The organism is Pontibacter anaerobius (genome assembly GCF_026241195.1).
GTDB lineage: Bacteria > Bacteroidota > Bacteroidia > Cytophagales > Hymenobacteraceae > Pontibacter > Pontibacter anaerobius.
Genome location: NZ_JAPFQO010000009.1, coordinates 89988 through 107484, shown reverse-complemented (window position 1 = coordinate 107484; position 17497 = coordinate 89988). Strand labels below are relative to the sequence as shown.

Below are 17497 nucleotides of genomic sequence, written 5' to 3'. Positions count from 1 at the left end.
CTCCCGGGCTGGAGGGAGCCAAAGCCAGAGGTGAAACTTTGAGCTCGTAAGACTGAGGATAAGCAGAGGCTAGAAAGGATAGCATGTGTCAAGTTGCGGGAAGCAGCGGCTATGGATAAGTATGCGGTTTTGGAAATCCGCGGCAGACAGGTTCCGGACAGGGATGTCCGGAACAGCGAAATTGACAGGTGCAAAGTGCAGCCCAAGTATAAAGTATGGCTACAGTTGATTTACAAACTCAACACCATAAAAAGACACAAGTCTGAAGACTTGCGCCAGAAAAGGAAGAGGGCTAGAGAAAATTATACCTCAATGTCATACTTTAAGTCTTCATCCCAACAATTTAACAATGCAGCCATTTAACAATACCCTAACACCTTATACACCACATACCCCGCTACCTCATGTATCAGGTGGTGCCAGGCCTCGAAAGCGACAGGTGTAGGCATGAAAGTATAATCAGGGGTTAAAACAGGCTCGGAGGAGTAGAAATCAGTAGGATAACTATCGAAAGTGACTCCTACTTTCCGGAAGCAGCCTTCGGAGCGGCGCATGTGGAAGGCCGAGGTAACTAGGAGCACCTTTTTCCAGCTTGGGTGCTGGCGCAGCACTTCGGCTGCGTACAGGGCATTCTCACGGGTGTTTACAGCACCGGTCTCGATGACCAAATCCTCCTCGGGCACCCCGGCCATGAGCATGATACGCTTCAGCTGCTCCGCCTCCGGTGGCATTTCGTCCAGCAGAAAACCTTTGCCTCCGGTTATCAGGATCTTTTCCACCTTCCCCATCCGGTAGAGTTGCAGCGTGTGCAGAAAACGGTCTGCGCCTTTGTTGGTGTGCACACGATCTTTAATATCAGGCTTAAAGGATGTGACCCCAGTAAGCACCACGGCCACGTCATAGTTGCCTACCTCACTCACGGGCACCGGTTTTGCCTCCCAGGCACGCCAGGCCAGGTTGCTGATGAACGGATTGGTAAAGAACAGCAGCATTGCCAGCGCACTGATCAGGCTGATGCGCCGCCACTTGGCTGACTTCAGAAAAACTGCCAGAAACAGCAGCAGCAGCACCCACACCAGGGGCATCAGCAGGAAATCGAGGGTTTTGGAAAGTATAAAGAACATGGCTCAGAACAAAAGCCAAAGCATCAGGAACACCAGCACCATTGCCAGCAAAGCATACAGGTCTTTGTGGATTTTAACTTTCATCAGGGGTTTAGACTTTGGCGGCGGCAAGTTAGGAAAGTATGGCCAAAGTATAAAAGCGGCCTAAAAGAACTTCCGCAGCAGCCACAGCACCAGCGAGAGCAGGATACTGAGCAGGATCATGCTGGTGATGGGTGCGTAGAAGCGCATGTTCTTCTTCTCCACACGTATATCGCCGGGCAGGTGGCCAAACCAGTTGAACTTATCGCCTGCCATCCACACCACCAGCCCAATCACGACAAGTATAACCCCAAGTATAACAATCGTTTTCCCGATCGGTTGCATCTGTTCTGTGTGTTGCTTATACTTTACGATATTCCTAAAAACCTGCCCGCACGCCTACGGCAAAACTCATGATATCCCAGGCAGTAAGGGTTGGGTCTTTTACGGCGGAGGTCACGATCAGGTCATAGGTACCCACTTCGCCATATAGCGTCAGCTGCTTTATACTTCGGCTGTTGGAAATGGGGCGGTGCAGCTCTGCCCCCAGCCCTCCTGTTACGCGCAGGCTGCTGGTCCACCAGTAGTAGTTTTTGGGGTAAGAGCTGTCCCAGGAGGTGGAGAACTGGTCACGGAAATAATAGCTTAGGCCCAGGTTCATGCGCAGGGGCGTGAGTTTATACTTCTCGCTCAGTTCAAGTTTCTTAACTGGCTTGTAGATACCTCGGATAGTGAGCACGTGCAGCACCTCCTCGGCATCAAACTTAGGCACGAAACCATAGAGAAGCTCCGCGTTTACCTTGTCGCGGGCAAAGCTGTAGTTGGGGCCAAATGCAAACATGCCCACGTTGCCGGCAAACTGCAGCGTTAGCCCATCAGGGGCATACCATTTGCGGTCATCGGCATCCTGCGCAAAAGTATAAAATGGCAGGCTGAGGAGGCAAAATATGGGTATCAGTAGTTTTAGCTTCATGGCTGGATTTTTACACGCTCAAAATTCACCTCATCCCTCACCACCGTAAACACGATGTACTCCAGCTTTTCGGTGGCGGCTGTCTCCAGCACCGGCACCCCCTCCCCGAAAGGAAAGTGGAATTTATGGTTGTGGTTGTGGCCGTGCAGCGAGTAAGTAACGTTATATTGGTTCATCAACTGCCCATAGCGCACCGCGTTCTCCTCCCCGAACTCGGTGTTGGTGGGCGGGATATGCGAGATCACAAAAATGTTTTCATAGCCTTCAGAAGCCTGCAGCTCCGCCTCCAACCAGCCCAGGTCGGGCACCTGCTCGTCAAACTCCAGGTAGTTGGTGTTCAGAAGTATAAACCGGGAATTGCCCACAGAAAAGCTCACGTCGTAGTCGCCGTACATGGCCGTGAACACCTGCTTGCCGTTGTTGATGGCGTCGTGGTTGCCCACCACCGCCACATACGGCACTTTAAGCGTCTTAAAATCCTCGTGCACCAGCTTAAACTCCTTGGCCAGGCCAAAATCTGTCAGGTCGCCCCCAATCAAAACAAAGGCAATGTCGTTGCGCTGGTTGATGTGCGCCACCACCTGCTCGTTCTCCTCATAAAAGCCCTGGGTGTCGGCGGTAAGTATAAAACGGAGGGTGTCTGTGGGTGAGATATTGAGGGCCTTTATCTTTTCGATGTTGCGGCTGTTGATGTTCTTTTCGTCCTCGCTCAGCCTGATCTCGTAAGGGCTGTACTCGAACTCCTCGCAAGCCTGGCTTAGCAATGCCAGCGAGCATATACCCGCAGCCAACAAGGCCCGGCTATACCATTTTTTTATAGGCAGCATGTTTTATAGTAGTCGTCTTTCTTTAGTGTTTTTTACAGCATCAACCTGCTTTATGTTTAGCACTTAATCCTTAATATTTTAGCTTATACCCTAAATATCAGAATATAATATTAATGCCATACTTGTATAGTGTTAGCCGCTATACTTATTATAAGATTGTGATAATCTAACAGGAGACTCTTATAAATGTTTCTGCTTCGCTGAGGTGAAGCGGCAAGTATAAGTATAGATTTTATTCGCAGATGAGGCGCAAAAACGTTAAATTTGAATTCTGTATCACACCCATTTAAATCCTTAAGAGCTTGAAAGTCTGCATTGCTGAGAAACCGAGCGTAGCCCGCGAGATAGCCATGGTGCTTGGTGCCAAAACCAAGAAAGACGGCTATTTTGAGGGCAATGGCTACCAGGTAACCTGGACCTTCGGCCACTTCTGCACCCTGCGTGAGCCCGATGATTACCGCCCCGAGTGGAAGCGCTGGAGCCTCTACGACCTGCCCATGCTGCCCGAGAAGTACGGCATCAAGCTGATGAAGGACAGTGGCGTGCAGAAGCAGTTCGGCATCATTAAAAAGTTGCTGGATAATGCCGAGGAGGTGATAAACTGTGGTGACGCCGGCCAGGAAGGGGAAGTGATACAGCGCTGGGTACTCACGGAGGCCAAGTATAGAAAACCCTTTAAGCGCCTCTGGATCTCCTCGCTAACTGAAGACGCTATCCGCCAGGGCTTTGCCAAGTTAAAGGAGGGCTCAGAGTTCGACTCGCTGTACCAGGCGGGCAAGAGCCGCGCCATCGGCGACTGGCTACTGGGCCTGAACGCCACGCGCCTGTTCACGCTGAAGTATGCCAATGGCAGCCGCCAGACGCTCTCCATCGGCCGGGTGCAAACGCCTACGCTGGCCATGCTGGTGAACCGCCACCACGAGATTGCCAACTTTGTGCCGCAGCCTTTCTGGGAGCTTAAAACGGTTTACCGCGACACCACCTTCTCCAGCACCAACGGCCGCTTCCAGAAAGAAGAGGAGGCGCAGAAGATCATGGAGGCCATCAAGCAGGATGAGCTGACCATTACGGACGTGGAGACGAAGAAAGGCACCGAGTCGCCGCCCAAGCTTTTCGACCTGACCTCGCTGCAGATCGAGTGCAACAACAAGCTTAGCCTCTCTGCCGACGAAACGCTGAAGACGGTGCAGAGCCTGTACGAAAAAAAGGTGGTCTCCTACCCGCGCGTAGACACTACCTTCCTACCGGATGACATCTACCCCAAGATACCTGGCATTCTGCAGGGCCTGAGCAACTATAGGCAAGAAGTAGAGCCGCTGCTGCAAAGCAAAATCCGCAAAACGAAAAAGGTCTTTAACAACAACAAAGTAACCGATCACCACGCCATCATCCCGACTGGCGCTTCGGCTGGTAATTTATATGGCCGTGAGGCAGATGTATACGACATCATCACGCGCCGTTTCATCGCCACCTTTTACCCGGACTGTATCGTGAGCAACACCACCGTAATGGCGGAGTCGGCAGGCTATACTTTCCGGGTTCGGGGCAAGCAGATCCTGGAGCCGGGCTGGCGTGTACTGTACGGGGCTGAGGATATAAAATCGTCAGATGCGCCAACTGGCAAGGATGGTAAGGAAGAGGAAGAAGCCGCCGGTGTATTACCGCACTTTGAGAAAGGAGAGCATGGTCCGCACGAGCCGCTGCTGGAGAAGAAAATGACCAACCCGCCCAAGGAGTACACCGAGGCCACGCTGCTGCGCGCCATGGAAACTGCCGGCAAGCAGGTGGACGATGAGGAACTGAAAGAAGCGCTGAAAGAAAACGGCATTGGCCGCCCCTCCACCCGTGCCGCCATCATCGAGACGCTGTTCAAGCGCCAGTATATCCGCAAGGAGAAAAAGAAGATCGTGCCGACGCAAATGGGCATAGACTTAATCGGCGTGATCAAGAACGAAACCCTGAAATCGGCGGAGATGACGGGCCAGTGGGAGCGCAAGCTGCGTCAGATAGAGGGAGGTGAGTTCAAGGCGTCCGCATTTCTGCAGGAGCTGCAGGAGTTTGTGATGAGCCTGGTGCAGGAGGTGAAGTATGACCGCGCCACCGTAACGCTGGAGCCGCAGCAGGAGGAGAAGCCAGCCGCAAAGGGCAAGAAGAAGCCTGCAAGTATAAAACCAACTGAAAAAGTAGTGGCTGCCCCAACAAAAGGCCTTGGCCCCTGCCCTGCCTGCAAAGAGGGCCACATCCTGAAAGGCTCTAAAGCCTATGGCTGCATCCGCTACAAAGAGGGGTGCCGCTTCCTGATCCCGATAGAGCAGCATGGGAAGGAACTGACTGAAAAGCAGGTGCAGGCGCTGCTAAGCAAAGGCAAGACGCCTATTATCAAAGGTTTTAAAAACGAGCAGGGCGAAAGTTTAGATGGCATACTTAAACTCGACAGCAACAACCAACTGGTAGTAGAGCAGGTGGAGAAAGTCGTTGCCAAAGACCCGTTTGCCCAATGCCCGCGCTGCAAGCAAGGTAAACTCCTAAAGGGCAAGGCTGCTTACGGCTGTAGCAGGTTTAGAGAAGGCTGCCAGTTTGTGGTGCCGTTCGAGATGGGCGGCAAGCAGCTAACAGACAAGCAGCTAGCCTCGCTGCTGCTAAAGGGTAAAACTCCGAAGATCAAAGGTTTTATTTCCCAGAAAACAGGGGAGCCTTTTGACGCTGCCCTCTCATTAAACGAGCAGTGGCAGGTGGTATACCAATTCTAACCTAAACTACCAGGCCCAAAAAAGGCGGCTATGATTCCTCATAGCCGCCCAGACAGGTAAGTATGTCTTATTAAAGCTTACTTTACGTTCACCGTCACCTCCTGAGTGCTCAGGTTAGCGCGCTTATCAGTAGCAGAGATCAGCAGTTTGTACACTCCGGGTGCTATACCGGCTACACTAAGAGTCGTATCGTACTCTACAACTTTTCTGCCGGGCTCTGTGCTGAAGTTGATTACAGCTTTTTCAGCCTCCTCTCCTTGCAAGGCTACGTTAAGTCGCTCTACGTTGTCTTTGTCAACAGCCGTAATATTCACGCGCAGTCCGCTGGTAGCAGTAACAGACTGATTTTTACTTGGGTTGTTGATGGTTAGACTAGGGTTAGAACCATCGGGCTGCAGGTCTCCACCTTCAAAGATATCCTCACAGGCTGTAAACATTACTACAGCAACCAAAGAGGCCAGCATTGTTCTAAGTTTCATAGGTAATTTAGCTAAAAGTTTATTGCAGTTATCCAGTGGCACGCAATAAGAATTGTACTTTTAAGCAAGCAATTACCGCAGCCACACATAATCAACAGCCTCAAAATTATAAAACGCAAAACAATTAACCAAGCACCTCTCTATAAAAAATCATAATCCAGCAATAAAAGATGGACAAACATCCATCTTTTCACTCAGCACAATATCAAGCAATTGCGAAATATTTAAAATATAATATATAAATAAACCCAAGGCCTTAATCACAACACGTATAAACAAAATACAATTTAATAAATAAAACTACTGAAGCATCAGCTTCAACCTGGCAGAAGTATAAATTGTACTGCCTCTAAACGCGCTGTATACAGTAATATAGTATGATGTAGTGTGTAATCCAGAAGCTAGGTGAATAGCGCAGGAAACCACGAAAACCTGCCGATATATAACATATCAGTCTTACTACCGTAAAAAAACACGTCGAAAGGATATTAAAGAACCCTTTTAACAAACGTTCTTAAATACTGTAAACATCTTTAAATTAAAAACAAATAGAACCTATGAGAAGCTATGAGAACTCGGGTTATAACCCGTACAATGAAAATGACAGGTCCCAGACAAGAGGATCTGCCAGGAATTACTATTCAGGTGATTACGATATAACTAACAGAAACCGCCGCACAGGTTACGACAACACTTCGAGTGGCTACGGCAGCCGTAACTCAAGCTTAGGCACCGGCACCGATGCCTATTCCAGTTCAGGCTATGGCAATACTTCTTCCTATGGCCGTTCTGCCGGCTCTAACTATGGCTACAGTTCAGACTATGACAGAAGCCGCCGTGGCGACCGTGATGCATGGGACCGCTCAAAAGATGAGGTAAAATCTTGGTTTGGCGATGACGACGCAGAGCGCCGCAGAAGAAGAGATGAGATGCGCGACCGCGACAGCGACCGTTGGGGTAGCAGCGGCTACGGCTCTTCAGGCTATAAGTCAGGATCTTCTTATGGCTCCGGCTCGTCTTACAGCCCAGGCTCGTCTTACAGCAGCGGGTCTTCTTATAACCCAAGCTCATCATATAGCAGCGGCTCCAACTATAGCGGAAGCTATGGAAGCGGCGGAAGCGGCAGTAGCTACGGCATGGGCACCTACGGCACTGGTTATACTACCAGCGGCTATGGTGGCACATCTGACAGAGACTCTTCTGCTTACAGATCATCAGGTTACGGCAACAGCAGCTACGACAGAGACCGTTACTCTTCGAACTACGACAGAGACAGAGACCGTGATCACGAAAGAGGCTTCTTTGACCGCGCAGGAGACGAAGTAAAATCCTGGTTCGGTGACGAAGAGGCAGAGCGCCGCAGAAGAATGGACGAGATGCGTGACCGCGACAGAGACCGTGAGCACAACTATGGATCGCGCAACCGGTATGGGAGCAGCTCTAGCTACGGAAACACCTATAGCGGACCTCCCTACTCTTACGGATCATCTTCGAGAAGAGACTATGAGTGGTAGAAACACCTATAGGCAACCGTTTTCAAGCGGCTACTATCGGTAAACCTACCTAAGGATAGTGGATGTAACTCCACACAAAAGCCCTGCTACCTAAGTAGCAGGGCTTTTTATATTTACGCTGGCTATATTCAAAGCTTTTTATACTTTTGCGGGTAGGCAGGCTGTTATCCTTACCCCTAGCCTCTTATTTAAAGCTTTAAATTTATACTTTACCATGAAGAAATTGATACTAGGCGTAGGCCTTGCCTTATTGGCCGGCACCGCCAGCGCCCAAACGATGGGCATAAAAGCCGGACTTAACTACACCACCCTCAGAGGTGCCGATGCTGACAATTACGATTACCGCCCCGGCTATACAGCAGGCATAACCGCCCGCTATGGCTTTAACGACATGATCGGCATACAAACGGAAGCGCTTTATACTTCTAAAGGATCGAAGCGCACGTACCACACCAGCGACATTGAAACAGAAGAGCGCCTGCGCCTGAACTACCTTGATATTCCCGTACTGCTGCACCTACAGGTAAGCGGCTTGTTCTTTGAAGCTGGCCCACAGGTATCTTTCCTGCTGAAGGGAAATCAAATTGTAGAGGTAAGCCGGGCTAACACCACCACTACTACCGAGCGCGATATTACGGACAATCCCTACCCTATCGACTTTGGTTACGCTGCGGGCCTGGGTTACCGTGCACCAAGTGGCATCGGCTTGGGTCTGCGCTACAACGGCGGCCTAAAGAATATCGATGATGAAGGCGGGTTTGAAGGGAGAGAGCGCCGAAACACCTCTTTCCAGCTTACCCTAAGCTATGTGCCGAACTTCTAAGGTACCAGTAACTAAAAAGTGCCTCCTGTGTTGCAGGAGGCACTTTTTAGTTAAAAGCATATAAGCAGTACTTAAGCAGTAGTCGTTGCTTCGCCGGTTACGCTGTAGATGTGGTCGAACTGTTTAAAGCTGTTCACATCCACTTTCAGGTCGCGTAGCAGTCCCTCTTTAATATCATACACCAATCCCCAAAGCCTCGGTGGCGTATCGGTAAGCATGGCATTCTGGATAATAGAGGTCTTGGACAGGTTATGCACCTGCTCAATTATGTTCAGCTCCACCAGGCGGCGCAGACGCGCCTCTTCGTTATCTATACTTGTAAACTCCCGCTCGTGCAGGCGGATCACATCTTTAATGTTGCGGAGCCAGTTGTCAAGCAGACCGAACTGGTCGTTACTAGCTGCCGCAGCCACACCGCCGCAACCGTAGTGGCCGCACACAATAATATCTTTCACTTTAAGCACCTCCACGGCATACTGCAGCACCGACAGCATGTTTATATCCGTATGCACCACCATGTTGGCGATGTTGCGGTGCACGAAAATCTCGCCCGGGCCTGTGCCTGTAATCTCATTTACCGGCACACGGCTATCGGAGCAGCCAATGTAGAGGTAACGTGGCTTTTGCCCGTTGGCCAGTTTCAGGAAGAAGTCGCTGTCTTCGGCCAGTTTATCTGACACCCACTTCTTATTGTTCTCAAATATCTTTTCCATGTACTTTTATACAATTACACTTCTTAGTCTGTACTTCTGACAAGGCCTCGCTTAGTGCAGGTCCATCACCTCTACATCCTTAATATTAACCAGCTCTACCTGAATATTGCGCTCGTGGGCAGTTTTCTTAAACTCCTGTATCGCCTCCAGCACATCGTAGTCTATAAAGGCTGAGTTCTCCCCATCTATTATGACGTGGCTATTCTCCGGCATATGGTCCAGCGTAAGCACGATGCTCGCCTTGTTCAGGAACGAAACGTGCTCGCTTAGCCTGATGCGGATAATCTCCCGCTCGCGGTGCTCCTCCTTGTGGAAGAAGTATGGCGATTTGTAGTTAGCCTTCAGGATGTAGAATACACCTACCGCAAGGCCCACGCAGATACCGATCAGCAGGTCCGTGAACATGATAGCCACTACTGTTACAATGAAAGGTATAAACTGCTCGGAGCCAAGTTTTAACTGCGACCTGTAGAGAGATGGTTTGGTAAGTTTGAAACCCACCACCAGCAGCACGGCTGCCAGGGCCGATAACGGGATTTGGTTCATCAGGGATGCCAACAGGAAGACAGAAAGCGCCAGGAACGAGCCGTGCACAAAACTTGACACCCTGGTCTGTGCGCCAGCGGCTACGTTTGTAGAGCCACGCACGATTACGGCAGTCATGGGCAGGCCGCCAACCAGGCCGGCCACCATATTTCCCACGCCCTGCGCCTTTAACTCACGGTTGGTGTTGCTGCGTCGCTTATGAGGGTCAAGCTTGTCTATCGCCTCTATACTTAGCAGCGTTTCCAGGCTGGCCACAATGGCGATGGTAAAGGCAACAATATAAACAGACGGGTTCGTGATAGCCTCCAGGTCCAGGAACTGAAGCTCGGTGCTTAAATCGCTGAAGCCATTTATGATCGGAATGCTTACCAGATGGCTGGACGCCACGGCAAGCTCAGGCATAAAACTGGCAAAAAATGCATTTATCGCGATGGAAAGCACCACGGCAACCAGCGCACCAGGTACAAGGCTAAGTATTTTATTGTTCTTGATTTTAGGGTTATCCCACAACAGCAGTATGGCCAGCGAGATAATGCCTATCAGCAGCGCGCCCACTTCTATACTTGAAAAGGCATGGCCGATCTCCGAGAACGTGTTGCGCCCGTTTGCCTGGAAAAACTCCATCTCCCCAAAAAAATCCTCATCGGCGCCCAGGAAGTGGGGTATCTGCTTGAGAATAAGTATAAGGCCGATAGCGGCAAGCATACCTTTAATAACAGAAGATGGGAAATAAAGGCCGATAACGCCTGCCTTCAGAAAGCCCAGCACCAGTTGTATAAAACCTGCGATGACCACAGCCAGCAGGAACGCCTCAAAAGTACCCAATGTCTCGATGCCGTTGAGCACGATAACGGTAAGGCCGGCTGCGGGCCCGCTTACCGCCAGTTCAGAACCGCTAAGCCACGATACAAGCACACCGGCTACTATACCTGTTACAAGCCCGGATAAAAGCGGGGCTCCCGATGCGAGGGAAATACCCAAACAAAGTGGCAGAGCCACGAAGAACACGACCAAACCTGAAGGGATATCTTTCTTAAGGTTGGCTAAATAATTTGGTTTTACTCCTGTCATATGTCGATTTAATCTTAATCTCTGTTCTCAAGCTATTACGCCTGCATCCGCCTCAGCTAAAATGCAGGCGTAGCTAAACCTGTCTCACCTAACTTCTGCAAACCTACAATGGCAAGATTAAGGTGGAATTAAAACGACATTAAAAAGAGATTAAAATTATAGTTAAGCAGGCACTGTGAGGTAAGCCTGCGGCAGCGAAATAGTAACCTCGGTGCCTTTGTTGATCTGGGAGTGTACCGCAATGCTACCTTTGTGCAACTTAAGTATACGCTCTGTAAGCGGCAAGCCTATGCCATGGCCGGTAATGTTGCGTACGTTCTCTGCCCTGAAGAAAGGTACGAAAACATGCTTCAGGTCTTCCGGGGCAATACCCAGGCCGCGGTCCTGCACGCGTAGCACCACATCATACTTTTGCACTTCTATCTGCCCCATGGCCACTTGCCCGTTCGGGGAGAACTTAAGGGCATTCTCCAGCACGTTTACCACCGCTATCAGCAGCAGGGCTTCGTTGCCGCGTACCATCAGGCGGTTCTCATCATCCGGAAAGCTGGCAAAGTCTATATCGATCCGGGCTTTCGGCTGGCGCTTCAGGGCTTGGTCGCGGGCCATCCACACCAGTTCATCAAAACGCAGCAGCGACAGCTTGACTTTAGAAGGATCTATACTTGCCTGGGCAATTTGCAGCAGGCCATTGGAGAGTTCGGTAAGCAAGCGAGCATCCTCCAAGGTGCTTTGCAGCACCCGCTGGTACTCTTCCGGTTCGCGCGGTTTCATCAGAGCCACTTCCAGTTCCCCTATCATGGTGGTGAGGGGTGTACGGAGCTCATGCGAGGCATTGGAAACAAAGGTGCTCTGCATCTCAAAAGACTGCTCCAGCCGGTCCAGCATCTTGTTAAATATTTGGGCCAGGTGTGATAGCTCGTCTTTGCCATCAGCATTGCTTAGGCGCAGGTGCAGGTCGCTGGCGCTTATCTTCTCTACCTCGCTCACCACCTTGGTAATAGGCCGCAGCGCCTGCTTGGCAAACACCCAACCAGCCAGCACCACCACTACCATAGAGCCCAGGAAGCCCACTATAAGTATGATTTTCAGGTTTTGGAGCTTGCGCAGGCTGTAGGCATCTATACTGGAGGCAAGCACCACAAATTCATGCCCGTCATCCAGGTAACGCATTCCCACCACCTGCCGCACGTCGTTGTCATACTCCATGGAGCCTTGCCGGCGTATGCGCTCCAGGGTGGCAGGGGATACCCCCAGGTCTCCCTCCCCATGCGCGAATACAAGGTCGCCGCCGCTGTTGTAGATCCGCACGGCCTCGTAAGGTAACTCATGATAAAACTCTATCAGGTTCTGCCGCCGGTTCGCCTCTCCTACTTCATCAGCCTCCAGCACATGCCGGGCAGCCACCTCCGCTCTCCGCAGAATGCGCTTGTAAAAGTCGTCCTGCCGGTAAAGGGAGGTAAAGTAGTAGACCACGAGCGAGAACAGCACCAGCAATAGGGCAAAGATGCTGGCAAACTGTAGCATCAGCTTAGAGCGTATTTTCATACTTCTTTTTGTTCTTTCAGTACATAGCCCATGCCCACTAGCGTATGGATCAGCTTAGCAGCATAGCCTTTGTCCACTTTTTTGCGGAGAAAGTTGATGTAGACGTCAATCACGTTGCTGCCGGTGTCAAAAGAGGTCTCCCACACCTGCTCTGTTATATCAACCCTGGACAAAACCCGGCCCTTGTTACGCAGCAGGTAATGCAGCAGGGCAAACTCCCGCGCAGTCAGGTTAAGGGGCTTGCCGCCGCGCGTCACGGTCTTCGCCACCACATCCATCTCCAGGTCGGCTATACTTAGTTTCTCTCCTACACTGCTCTCACTGCTCCTCCTGGATATGGCGCGGATGCGGGCCAGTAACTCCTTAAACTCAAAGGGTTTGGTCAGGTAATCATCGGCCCCGGCGTCCAGGCCTATGATCTTGTCATCGGTGGTGCCCAGCGCCGTAAGCATAAGTATGGACACGGTGGTGTTGTGTCGCCGTATCTCGCGGCAAACATCCAATCCGTTCATGTTTGGCAGGATGATGTCGAGGATGATCAGGTCATACTCCTTCTGAAGCGCCAGCCTGATGCCAAGGGTGCCATCATAGGCCTGATCCACTTCATAGCTCTGCTCCTCCAGCCCTTTCTTTATAAAAGAGGCAACCTTGGGTTCGTCCTCAATAAGCAGTATCTTCATGGGTGATTGTGTTTGCGTAATCGCTCTAAGGTAGTAGTACGTGAGCACGACTTACAAATGTACAACCTATACGCTAAACAGCAACTGCACCTCAGGCTGGTATCCTTATAACCTGTTTACCGTTCTAGATTTATACTATGGCACACGATCATAACCACCACGGCGGACATGGCCACCATCACCACGGGGCCGGCAGCAATATAAAGGTCGCATTTTTTCTGAACCTGGGGTTTACCCTGCTGGAGATAGCGGGTGGCATCTGGATTAACAGCGTTGCCATACTTTCGGATGCGCTGCACGACCTCGGCGACTCCCTCTCACTGGGTCTGGCCTGGTACTTTGAGCATGTGGCAAAACGTGGCCGCGACCAGAAGTACACGTTTGGTTACAAGCGCTTCTCACTGCTTGGAGCTGTCATCAACTCGGTGGTGCTGCTGGTAGGTTCCTTTATTATACTATCGGAGGCGGTACCCCGCATCTGGGACCCGCAGGAAGTACACGCTCCGGGCATGATAGGCTTTGCCGTGTTAGGCATACTGGTTAATGGGGCCGCTGTGCTTCGCCTCAAAAAAGGCGAATCGCTGAACGAGCGTGTCGTGCGCCTGCACCTGATGGAGGATGTGTTGGGTTGGGTAGCCGTGCTGATAGGCGGTATCATACTTTACTTCTTCGACCTGCCATGGATTGACCCGCTGCTGTCGGTGGTGATTACCCTTTACGTGCTCTACAACGTGGTACGTAACCTGCGCGAAACCATGAACATCCTGCTACAGGCCTCTCCCACCCACATTAAGCCCGAAGAGGTTGAGGCAAAGCTACAGCAGATACCGGACATCGCATCGGTGCACGACCTGCATATCTGGACATTGGATGGCACTTATAATGTACTGACCATGCATGCGGTTGTTGACACTGCGTTGCCCGTAAACCAGGCGGCGGAACTGAAGAAAAGAGTGCGCAGTGCCATGGCAGACATGGACATACAGCATGTTACCATGGAGTTGGAAAGCCCGGGCGAGGAATGTACCCACGAGGGTAGCCTGTAAGCCTTAGTTCTGGTTCAGAAGCACTGCCTCGCGTACCAGATCAGCAAAGTACGTCTCGTCAATATCAGCGATGGTACGGATCTTAACGTGCGGATACTGCCCGTTGCGGCTTACCAAACGGCGGTGCGGATCTGCCAGCTCCTTACCCCGGAAAAAACCCAAATGAATACCGCTGCGCGAGGAGGCAAAGTAGCATACCGGGCCGTAGAAGAAGTAACAGGCGCAGTCCCAGCGCACGCACTCCTCCAGGTGGGCTACGGAGGCATTAATGATGCGGCGAACTTCCTGAGCCAGTAGCTGCTTCTCCGGGGACAGCTTGTCTACATACTCATCAACTTGGTTTGTGGTTGTTTTGCTTCTCATAGGGGTCTGGTTCTCTAACTTGATTAAACTCAAGAACACTTAAATATACTGAAGTTTTAATATACGTCAAATTAAGCAAACGGGTTGTTATAGATGCTTAAAAAGGCCTATATATTGAGTAATATATATTGATAAAGTATAAAACTTCGGCAAAGTGCCTACAGAAGCTGCAGCATGCGCTGCTCTAGCTCTTCGAGGTCTACGTAGCCGGCCGTAAGGCGCTGCGGACCATCCTCGGTGTTCAGGAAAATGCTGGGGAAGGTGGTGGCTCCGATACTGTCTACGAATGCAAACTCATCCTCGAGCTGCTGCATAATCTCCTCAGACTCAAACAAGGTGAGGAAAAGATTCTCCGGAATACCAAAAAGCCCCACAAGCCGTACCAGTTCGCGGGTGTCCTTCAGGTCAATGTTATCTACGAAAAAGGCGGAGTGCATGGCCCGCAGCACCTCCAGGGTAAGCACGGGCCGCAGTAGCCGCACACAGAGCATGGCACGGCAGGCAGGTTCTGTGTTGTACACAAAGCTCCGCTGAATGAAAAAACGGTACTCAAAAGGCAGGTAAGTCCGCTCCTGCACCCGATGCCAGCTCAGGGCAAGCTGCTCTTTCTGGCCGTGCTCCAGTGGCTGTGTTTCGTGCGCCTGCAGATCGCCGAATAGCACCTGCACCTGTACCTGCCCCTGCCACAAAGCCCGCAAACGACGCACCACTGGCGTAAAACCATAGCACCAGGCACACATGGGGTTAGTTACATAAAGCAGCGAAAGGTTATTTTGCAGGTCTCTCATCTTGGTTCAACGCTATTCCTATACTTCTACGAGCGGCGGGGCATTGGTTGTTAGCTTTCGGATAGGATTAACTTTTAAGCGTTCCAGCGCTATGCATAGATCATCTTTACGGTCATGCCCCCGTCTATGGTCAGGCTCTGGCCCGTAATAAAACCAGCCTTATCGGAGCAGAGGAACAAAGCGGCTTCGGCTATATCCTGAGGTTCTCCCACCCGGCCTACGGGATGCTGCTCCTTGTCTTCCTGCGTGTGCTGTGGGGTATACTTTTCGCTTGCCCTCTTCCAGTTGCCTGTCTCGATCCAGCCGGGGGCAATGGCATTAACCCGCACCCGCTCCCTGGAAAGACTAACAGCAAGGGAGTGTGTAAGCGCCTCAAGTCCGCCTTTGGAGGCAGAGTAAGCAAATGTTTCAGGCTCCGACATAAAGGCGCGGGTGCTGGAGATATTCAGAATTGCAGGGTGCTCCGCCTCCTGCAAAAGCGGAAGGGCATACTTGGCACAAAGCAAGGGCCCGCGCAGGTTCACGGCCAGCACCTTATCAAAAGCAGCCACATCCAGCTCCTGCAGCGGCCCCTGAAACGGGTCAGCGATTCCGGCGTTGTTGATGAGTGCGTCTATACATTTATACTTCTCCCCCACCTGCTGCATCAGCGCCTGCACCTCGGTTTCCTGGCTTACATCGCAAGGTATAAATGCTACTTTCAGGCTCTGCCCCTGCAGCCACTGCTCCGCCTGCTGCCCTGCTTCTTTGTCTTTATCGGTTAGCACAACGTTGGCCCCTGCCTGTGCAAAAGCCAGCGCCATACCCAGGCCAATGCCCTGTGCCCCGCCAGTGATCAAAACAGTTTTATTATGGTAATAGAAGTTATCCATGGTTTATACTTTAGTAAATGTACTGCAGGTACTAAACTGCGTGTTTGGATTCTTAGACTCAGATCAGCGGAAGTATAAATTTGTGCTGTCGGAAAAGTACTCGGTATAAAAGAGAAAACCCACAGCCTTAGCAGGATTTCCCCTGAAAGTGCTGTGGGTTTGCCCTGCGTTTCCGCCCGGAGTTTATCGTTTCTCGAGCTGGCGCTTCAGTTTTTCCTCCACGTTTTTCAGCAGTTCGTACCAGTTGTCGCCTTCGTCCTGTGCAAACACATCGTTACCGGGTATACCCACGCGCATGTGCACGCTCTTAGATTTTGTGGCGTGGCTGGCCTCCTCCTTAAAGTATACATCCACGGAGTCTATCTTTTTGATGTGGCGTTTGATCTTGTTGATCGTGTCGCGCACGCTTTGCTGGATGGCGTCTGAAATCTCTATATCAACGGCCTGTACGTCTAATTTAATGCCTTCGTAATGCTCTGTGTAGTTCATAGTCTGTTTGTTTCTGATTAAGATGAAAGGGAAGCTATACTTTGTACTTCCCGTTTCAGGTACTGGCATTTAAACGTAAGGCGGGGGCTTTGGTTAGGCTCCCGTTTTATGAAAGCGCGCGGCTTCAACGTCATTCCCATGTCTAAACTCTGAAATGCTTGCTCAAAAATTGTCTCCATAATTTTAATCAAAACACTTGACTTTCCGTAAAGCAATATTAACTTTGAAACTCAAAGTACTTTATAAATGAATCAGCAGCACGAACAGTTAGCCGACCTACGCGAGATCCGAAACATCATGGATCGCTCTTCCCGCTTTATCTCCCTGAGCGGATTGTCCGGAGTTTTTGCAGGCCTCTCGGCGCTTGCTGGCGCAGCTGTGGTGAAGTGGTACTTTACACAACACAACATCAACTATTATAATAACCTGGGTAGCCAACTAACCCGCGATAATGTACTTTTTATGGTAGCGGTTGCGGCGGCTGTTCTTATACTTGCCTTTTGCACGGCTACGTACTTTACTGTTCGCAACACCCGCAAAAAGAACCACCGCACCTGGGACAACCAGTCGAAACGCCTGCTTGTGAACCTGGCTATACCTTTAGCCGCCGGAGGTGTTTTTTGCGCGATACTTATTTACCATAACCTTTTATACCTGGTGGCCCCTGCCATGCTCCTTTTTTACGGTCTGGCGCTGCTAAACGGCAGCAAGTATACCTTGGGCGATATTCGCTACCTGGGTATTTTTGAGATTATACTTGGTTTGCTGGCAAGCATATTTGTTGGCTATGGTTTGCTGGCCTGGACACTAGGCTTTGGAGTGCTGCACATCGTGTATGGCGCGTTGGTGTACTTTAAATACGAACGCTAG

General features: G+C 50.9%; 19 protein-coding genes. 6 read left to right on the top strand and 13 right to left on the bottom strand.

Annotated elements, in window-relative coordinates:
- Positions 1-359 precede the first annotated feature (359 nt).
- Complete coding sequence (locus OO017_RS14050) at positions 360-1124, bottom strand: YdcF family protein (RefSeq protein WP_266053171.1); 765 nt, start codon at positions 1122-1124, stop codon at positions 360-362.
- On the opposite strand from OO017_RS14050, the gene OO017_RS14045 reads away from it, so the two are divergent.
- Complete coding sequence (locus tag OO017_RS14045) at positions 1123-1272, top strand: hypothetical protein (RefSeq protein ID WP_266053170.1); 150 nt, start codon at positions 1123-1125, stop codon at positions 1270-1272. The two genes, OO017_RS14050 and OO017_RS14045, sit on opposite strands and share 2 nt — an antisense overlap.
- Here the strand turns inward: OO017_RS14045 and OO017_RS14040 are convergent.
- From OO017_RS14040 to OO017_RS14030, 3 genes are read right to left on the bottom strand one after another with little or no spacing between them, the layout of a single operon-like run.
- A complete protein-coding gene (locus tag OO017_RS14040) occupies positions 1269-1490 on the bottom strand; it encodes a DUF2905 domain-containing protein (protein ID WP_266053169.1) in 222 nt (73 codons plus the stop codon). The genes OO017_RS14045 and OO017_RS14040 overlap by 4 nt on opposite strands.
- Positions 1491-1524: 34 nt before the next feature.
- Positions 1525-2118, bottom strand: a complete 594-nt coding sequence (locus OO017_RS14035) for a hypothetical protein (protein WP_266053168.1) — start codon at positions 2116-2118, stop codon at positions 1525-1527.
- On the bottom strand, positions 2115-2945 hold the full coding sequence (locus tag OO017_RS14030) for a metallophosphoesterase family protein (RefSeq protein ID WP_266053166.1): 831 nt from the start codon (positions 2943-2945) through the stop codon (positions 2115-2117). Before OO017_RS14030 ends, OO017_RS14035 begins: the two co-directional genes overlap by 4 nt.
- A gap of 302 nt (positions 2946-3247) precedes the next feature.
- Here OO017_RS14030 and OO017_RS14025 point away from each other — a divergent pair, with 302 nt between their 5' ends.
- Positions 3248-5695 carry a type IA DNA topoisomerase gene (locus OO017_RS14025; protein WP_266053165.1) on the top strand — a complete coding sequence of 816 codons (2448 nt, stop codon included), beginning with the start codon at positions 3248-3250 and terminating at the stop codon, positions 5693-5695.
- A 77-nt stretch (positions 5696-5772) separates the two neighbouring features.
- Here the strand turns inward: OO017_RS14025 and OO017_RS14020 are convergent, their stop codons facing one another.
- Positions 5773-6174: an Ig-like domain-containing protein gene (locus OO017_RS14020; RefSeq protein WP_266053163.1), complete on the bottom strand. Its 402-nt coding sequence runs from the start codon at positions 6172-6174 to the stop codon at positions 5773-5775.
- A gap of 557 nt (positions 6175-6731) precedes the next feature.
- Here OO017_RS14020 and OO017_RS14015 point away from each other — a divergent pair.
- Both OO017_RS14015 and OO017_RS14010 read left to right on the top strand, forming a co-directional pair.
- Positions 6732-7688 carry an SWFGD domain-containing protein gene (locus OO017_RS14015; protein ID WP_266053162.1) on the top strand — a complete coding sequence of 319 codons (957 nt, stop codon included), beginning with the start codon at positions 6732-6734 and terminating at the stop codon, positions 7686-7688.
- 214 nt (positions 7689-7902) lie between these two features.
- The gene (locus OO017_RS14010) at positions 7903-8511 is read left to right on the top strand and encodes a porin family protein (RefSeq protein WP_266053160.1); all 609 of its coding nucleotides are present in this window, start codon (positions 7903-7905) and stop codon (positions 8509-8511) included.
- A 71-nt stretch (positions 8512-8582) separates the two neighbouring features.
- On the opposite strand, the gene OO017_RS14005 is transcribed toward OO017_RS14010, so the two are convergent.
- The 4 genes from OO017_RS14005 to OO017_RS13990 all read right to left on the bottom strand — a co-directional run bounded on the left by OO017_RS14005 (position 8583) and on the right by OO017_RS13990 (position 13069).
- Positions 8583-9224, bottom strand: coding sequence for a carbonic anhydrase (locus OO017_RS14005; protein ID WP_266053159.1), 642 nt, complete (start codon positions 9222-9224; stop codon positions 8583-8585).
- A gap of 51 nt (positions 9225-9275) precedes the next feature.
- Positions 9276-10841 (bottom strand): SulP family inorganic anion transporter, encoded by a 1566-nt coding sequence (locus OO017_RS14000; protein ID WP_266053158.1) that lies wholly within the window; start codon positions 10839-10841, stop codon positions 9276-9278.
- Between the two features lie 162 nt (positions 10842-11003).
- Positions 11004-12389, bottom strand: coding sequence for a HAMP domain-containing sensor histidine kinase (locus tag OO017_RS13995; RefSeq protein ID WP_266053156.1), 1386 nt, complete (start codon positions 12387-12389; stop codon positions 11004-11006).
- Complete coding sequence (locus tag OO017_RS13990; RefSeq protein ID WP_266053155.1) at positions 12386-13069, bottom strand: response regulator transcription factor; 684 nt, start codon at positions 13067-13069, stop codon at positions 12386-12388. The genes OO017_RS13995 and OO017_RS13990 overlap by 4 nt, the downstream gene beginning before the upstream one ends.
- 137 nt (positions 13070-13206) lie before the next feature.
- Between OO017_RS13990 and OO017_RS13985 the strand changes: the two genes are divergently transcribed.
- Positions 13207-14115, top strand: a complete 909-nt coding sequence (locus OO017_RS13985) for a cation diffusion facilitator family transporter (protein ID WP_266053154.1) — start codon at positions 13207-13209, stop codon at positions 14113-14115.
- A 3-nt stretch (positions 14116-14118) separates the two neighbouring features.
- On the opposite strand, the gene OO017_RS13980 is transcribed toward OO017_RS13985, so the two are convergent.
- From OO017_RS13980 to hpf, 4 genes are all read right to left on the bottom strand, one after another.
- Positions 14119-14478: a DUF1801 domain-containing protein gene (locus OO017_RS13980; protein WP_266053153.1), complete on the bottom strand. Its 360-nt coding sequence runs from the start codon at positions 14476-14478 to the stop codon at positions 14119-14121.
- Positions 14479-14636: 158 nt separating this feature from the next.
- On the bottom strand, positions 14637-15266 hold the full coding sequence (locus OO017_RS13975) for a DsbA family protein (protein ID WP_266053151.1): 630 nt from the start codon (positions 15264-15266) through the stop codon (positions 14637-14639).
- 89 nt (positions 15267-15355) lie between these two features.
- Positions 15356-16138 (bottom strand): SDR family NAD(P)-dependent oxidoreductase, encoded by a 783-nt coding sequence (locus tag OO017_RS13970; protein ID WP_266053150.1) that lies wholly within the window; start codon positions 16136-16138, stop codon positions 15356-15358.
- Between the two features lie 183 nt (positions 16139-16321).
- Positions 16322-16627: a ribosome hibernation-promoting factor, HPF/YfiA family gene (gene hpf, locus OO017_RS13965; RefSeq protein ID WP_266053149.1), complete on the bottom strand. Its 306-nt coding sequence runs from the start codon at positions 16625-16627 to the stop codon at positions 16322-16324.
- Positions 16628-16873: 246 nt separating this feature from the next.
- Between hpf and OO017_RS13960 the strand changes: the two genes are divergently transcribed.
- Positions 16874-17497 (top strand): hypothetical protein, encoded by a 624-nt coding sequence (locus OO017_RS13960; protein WP_266053148.1) that lies wholly within the window; start codon positions 16874-16876, stop codon positions 17495-17497.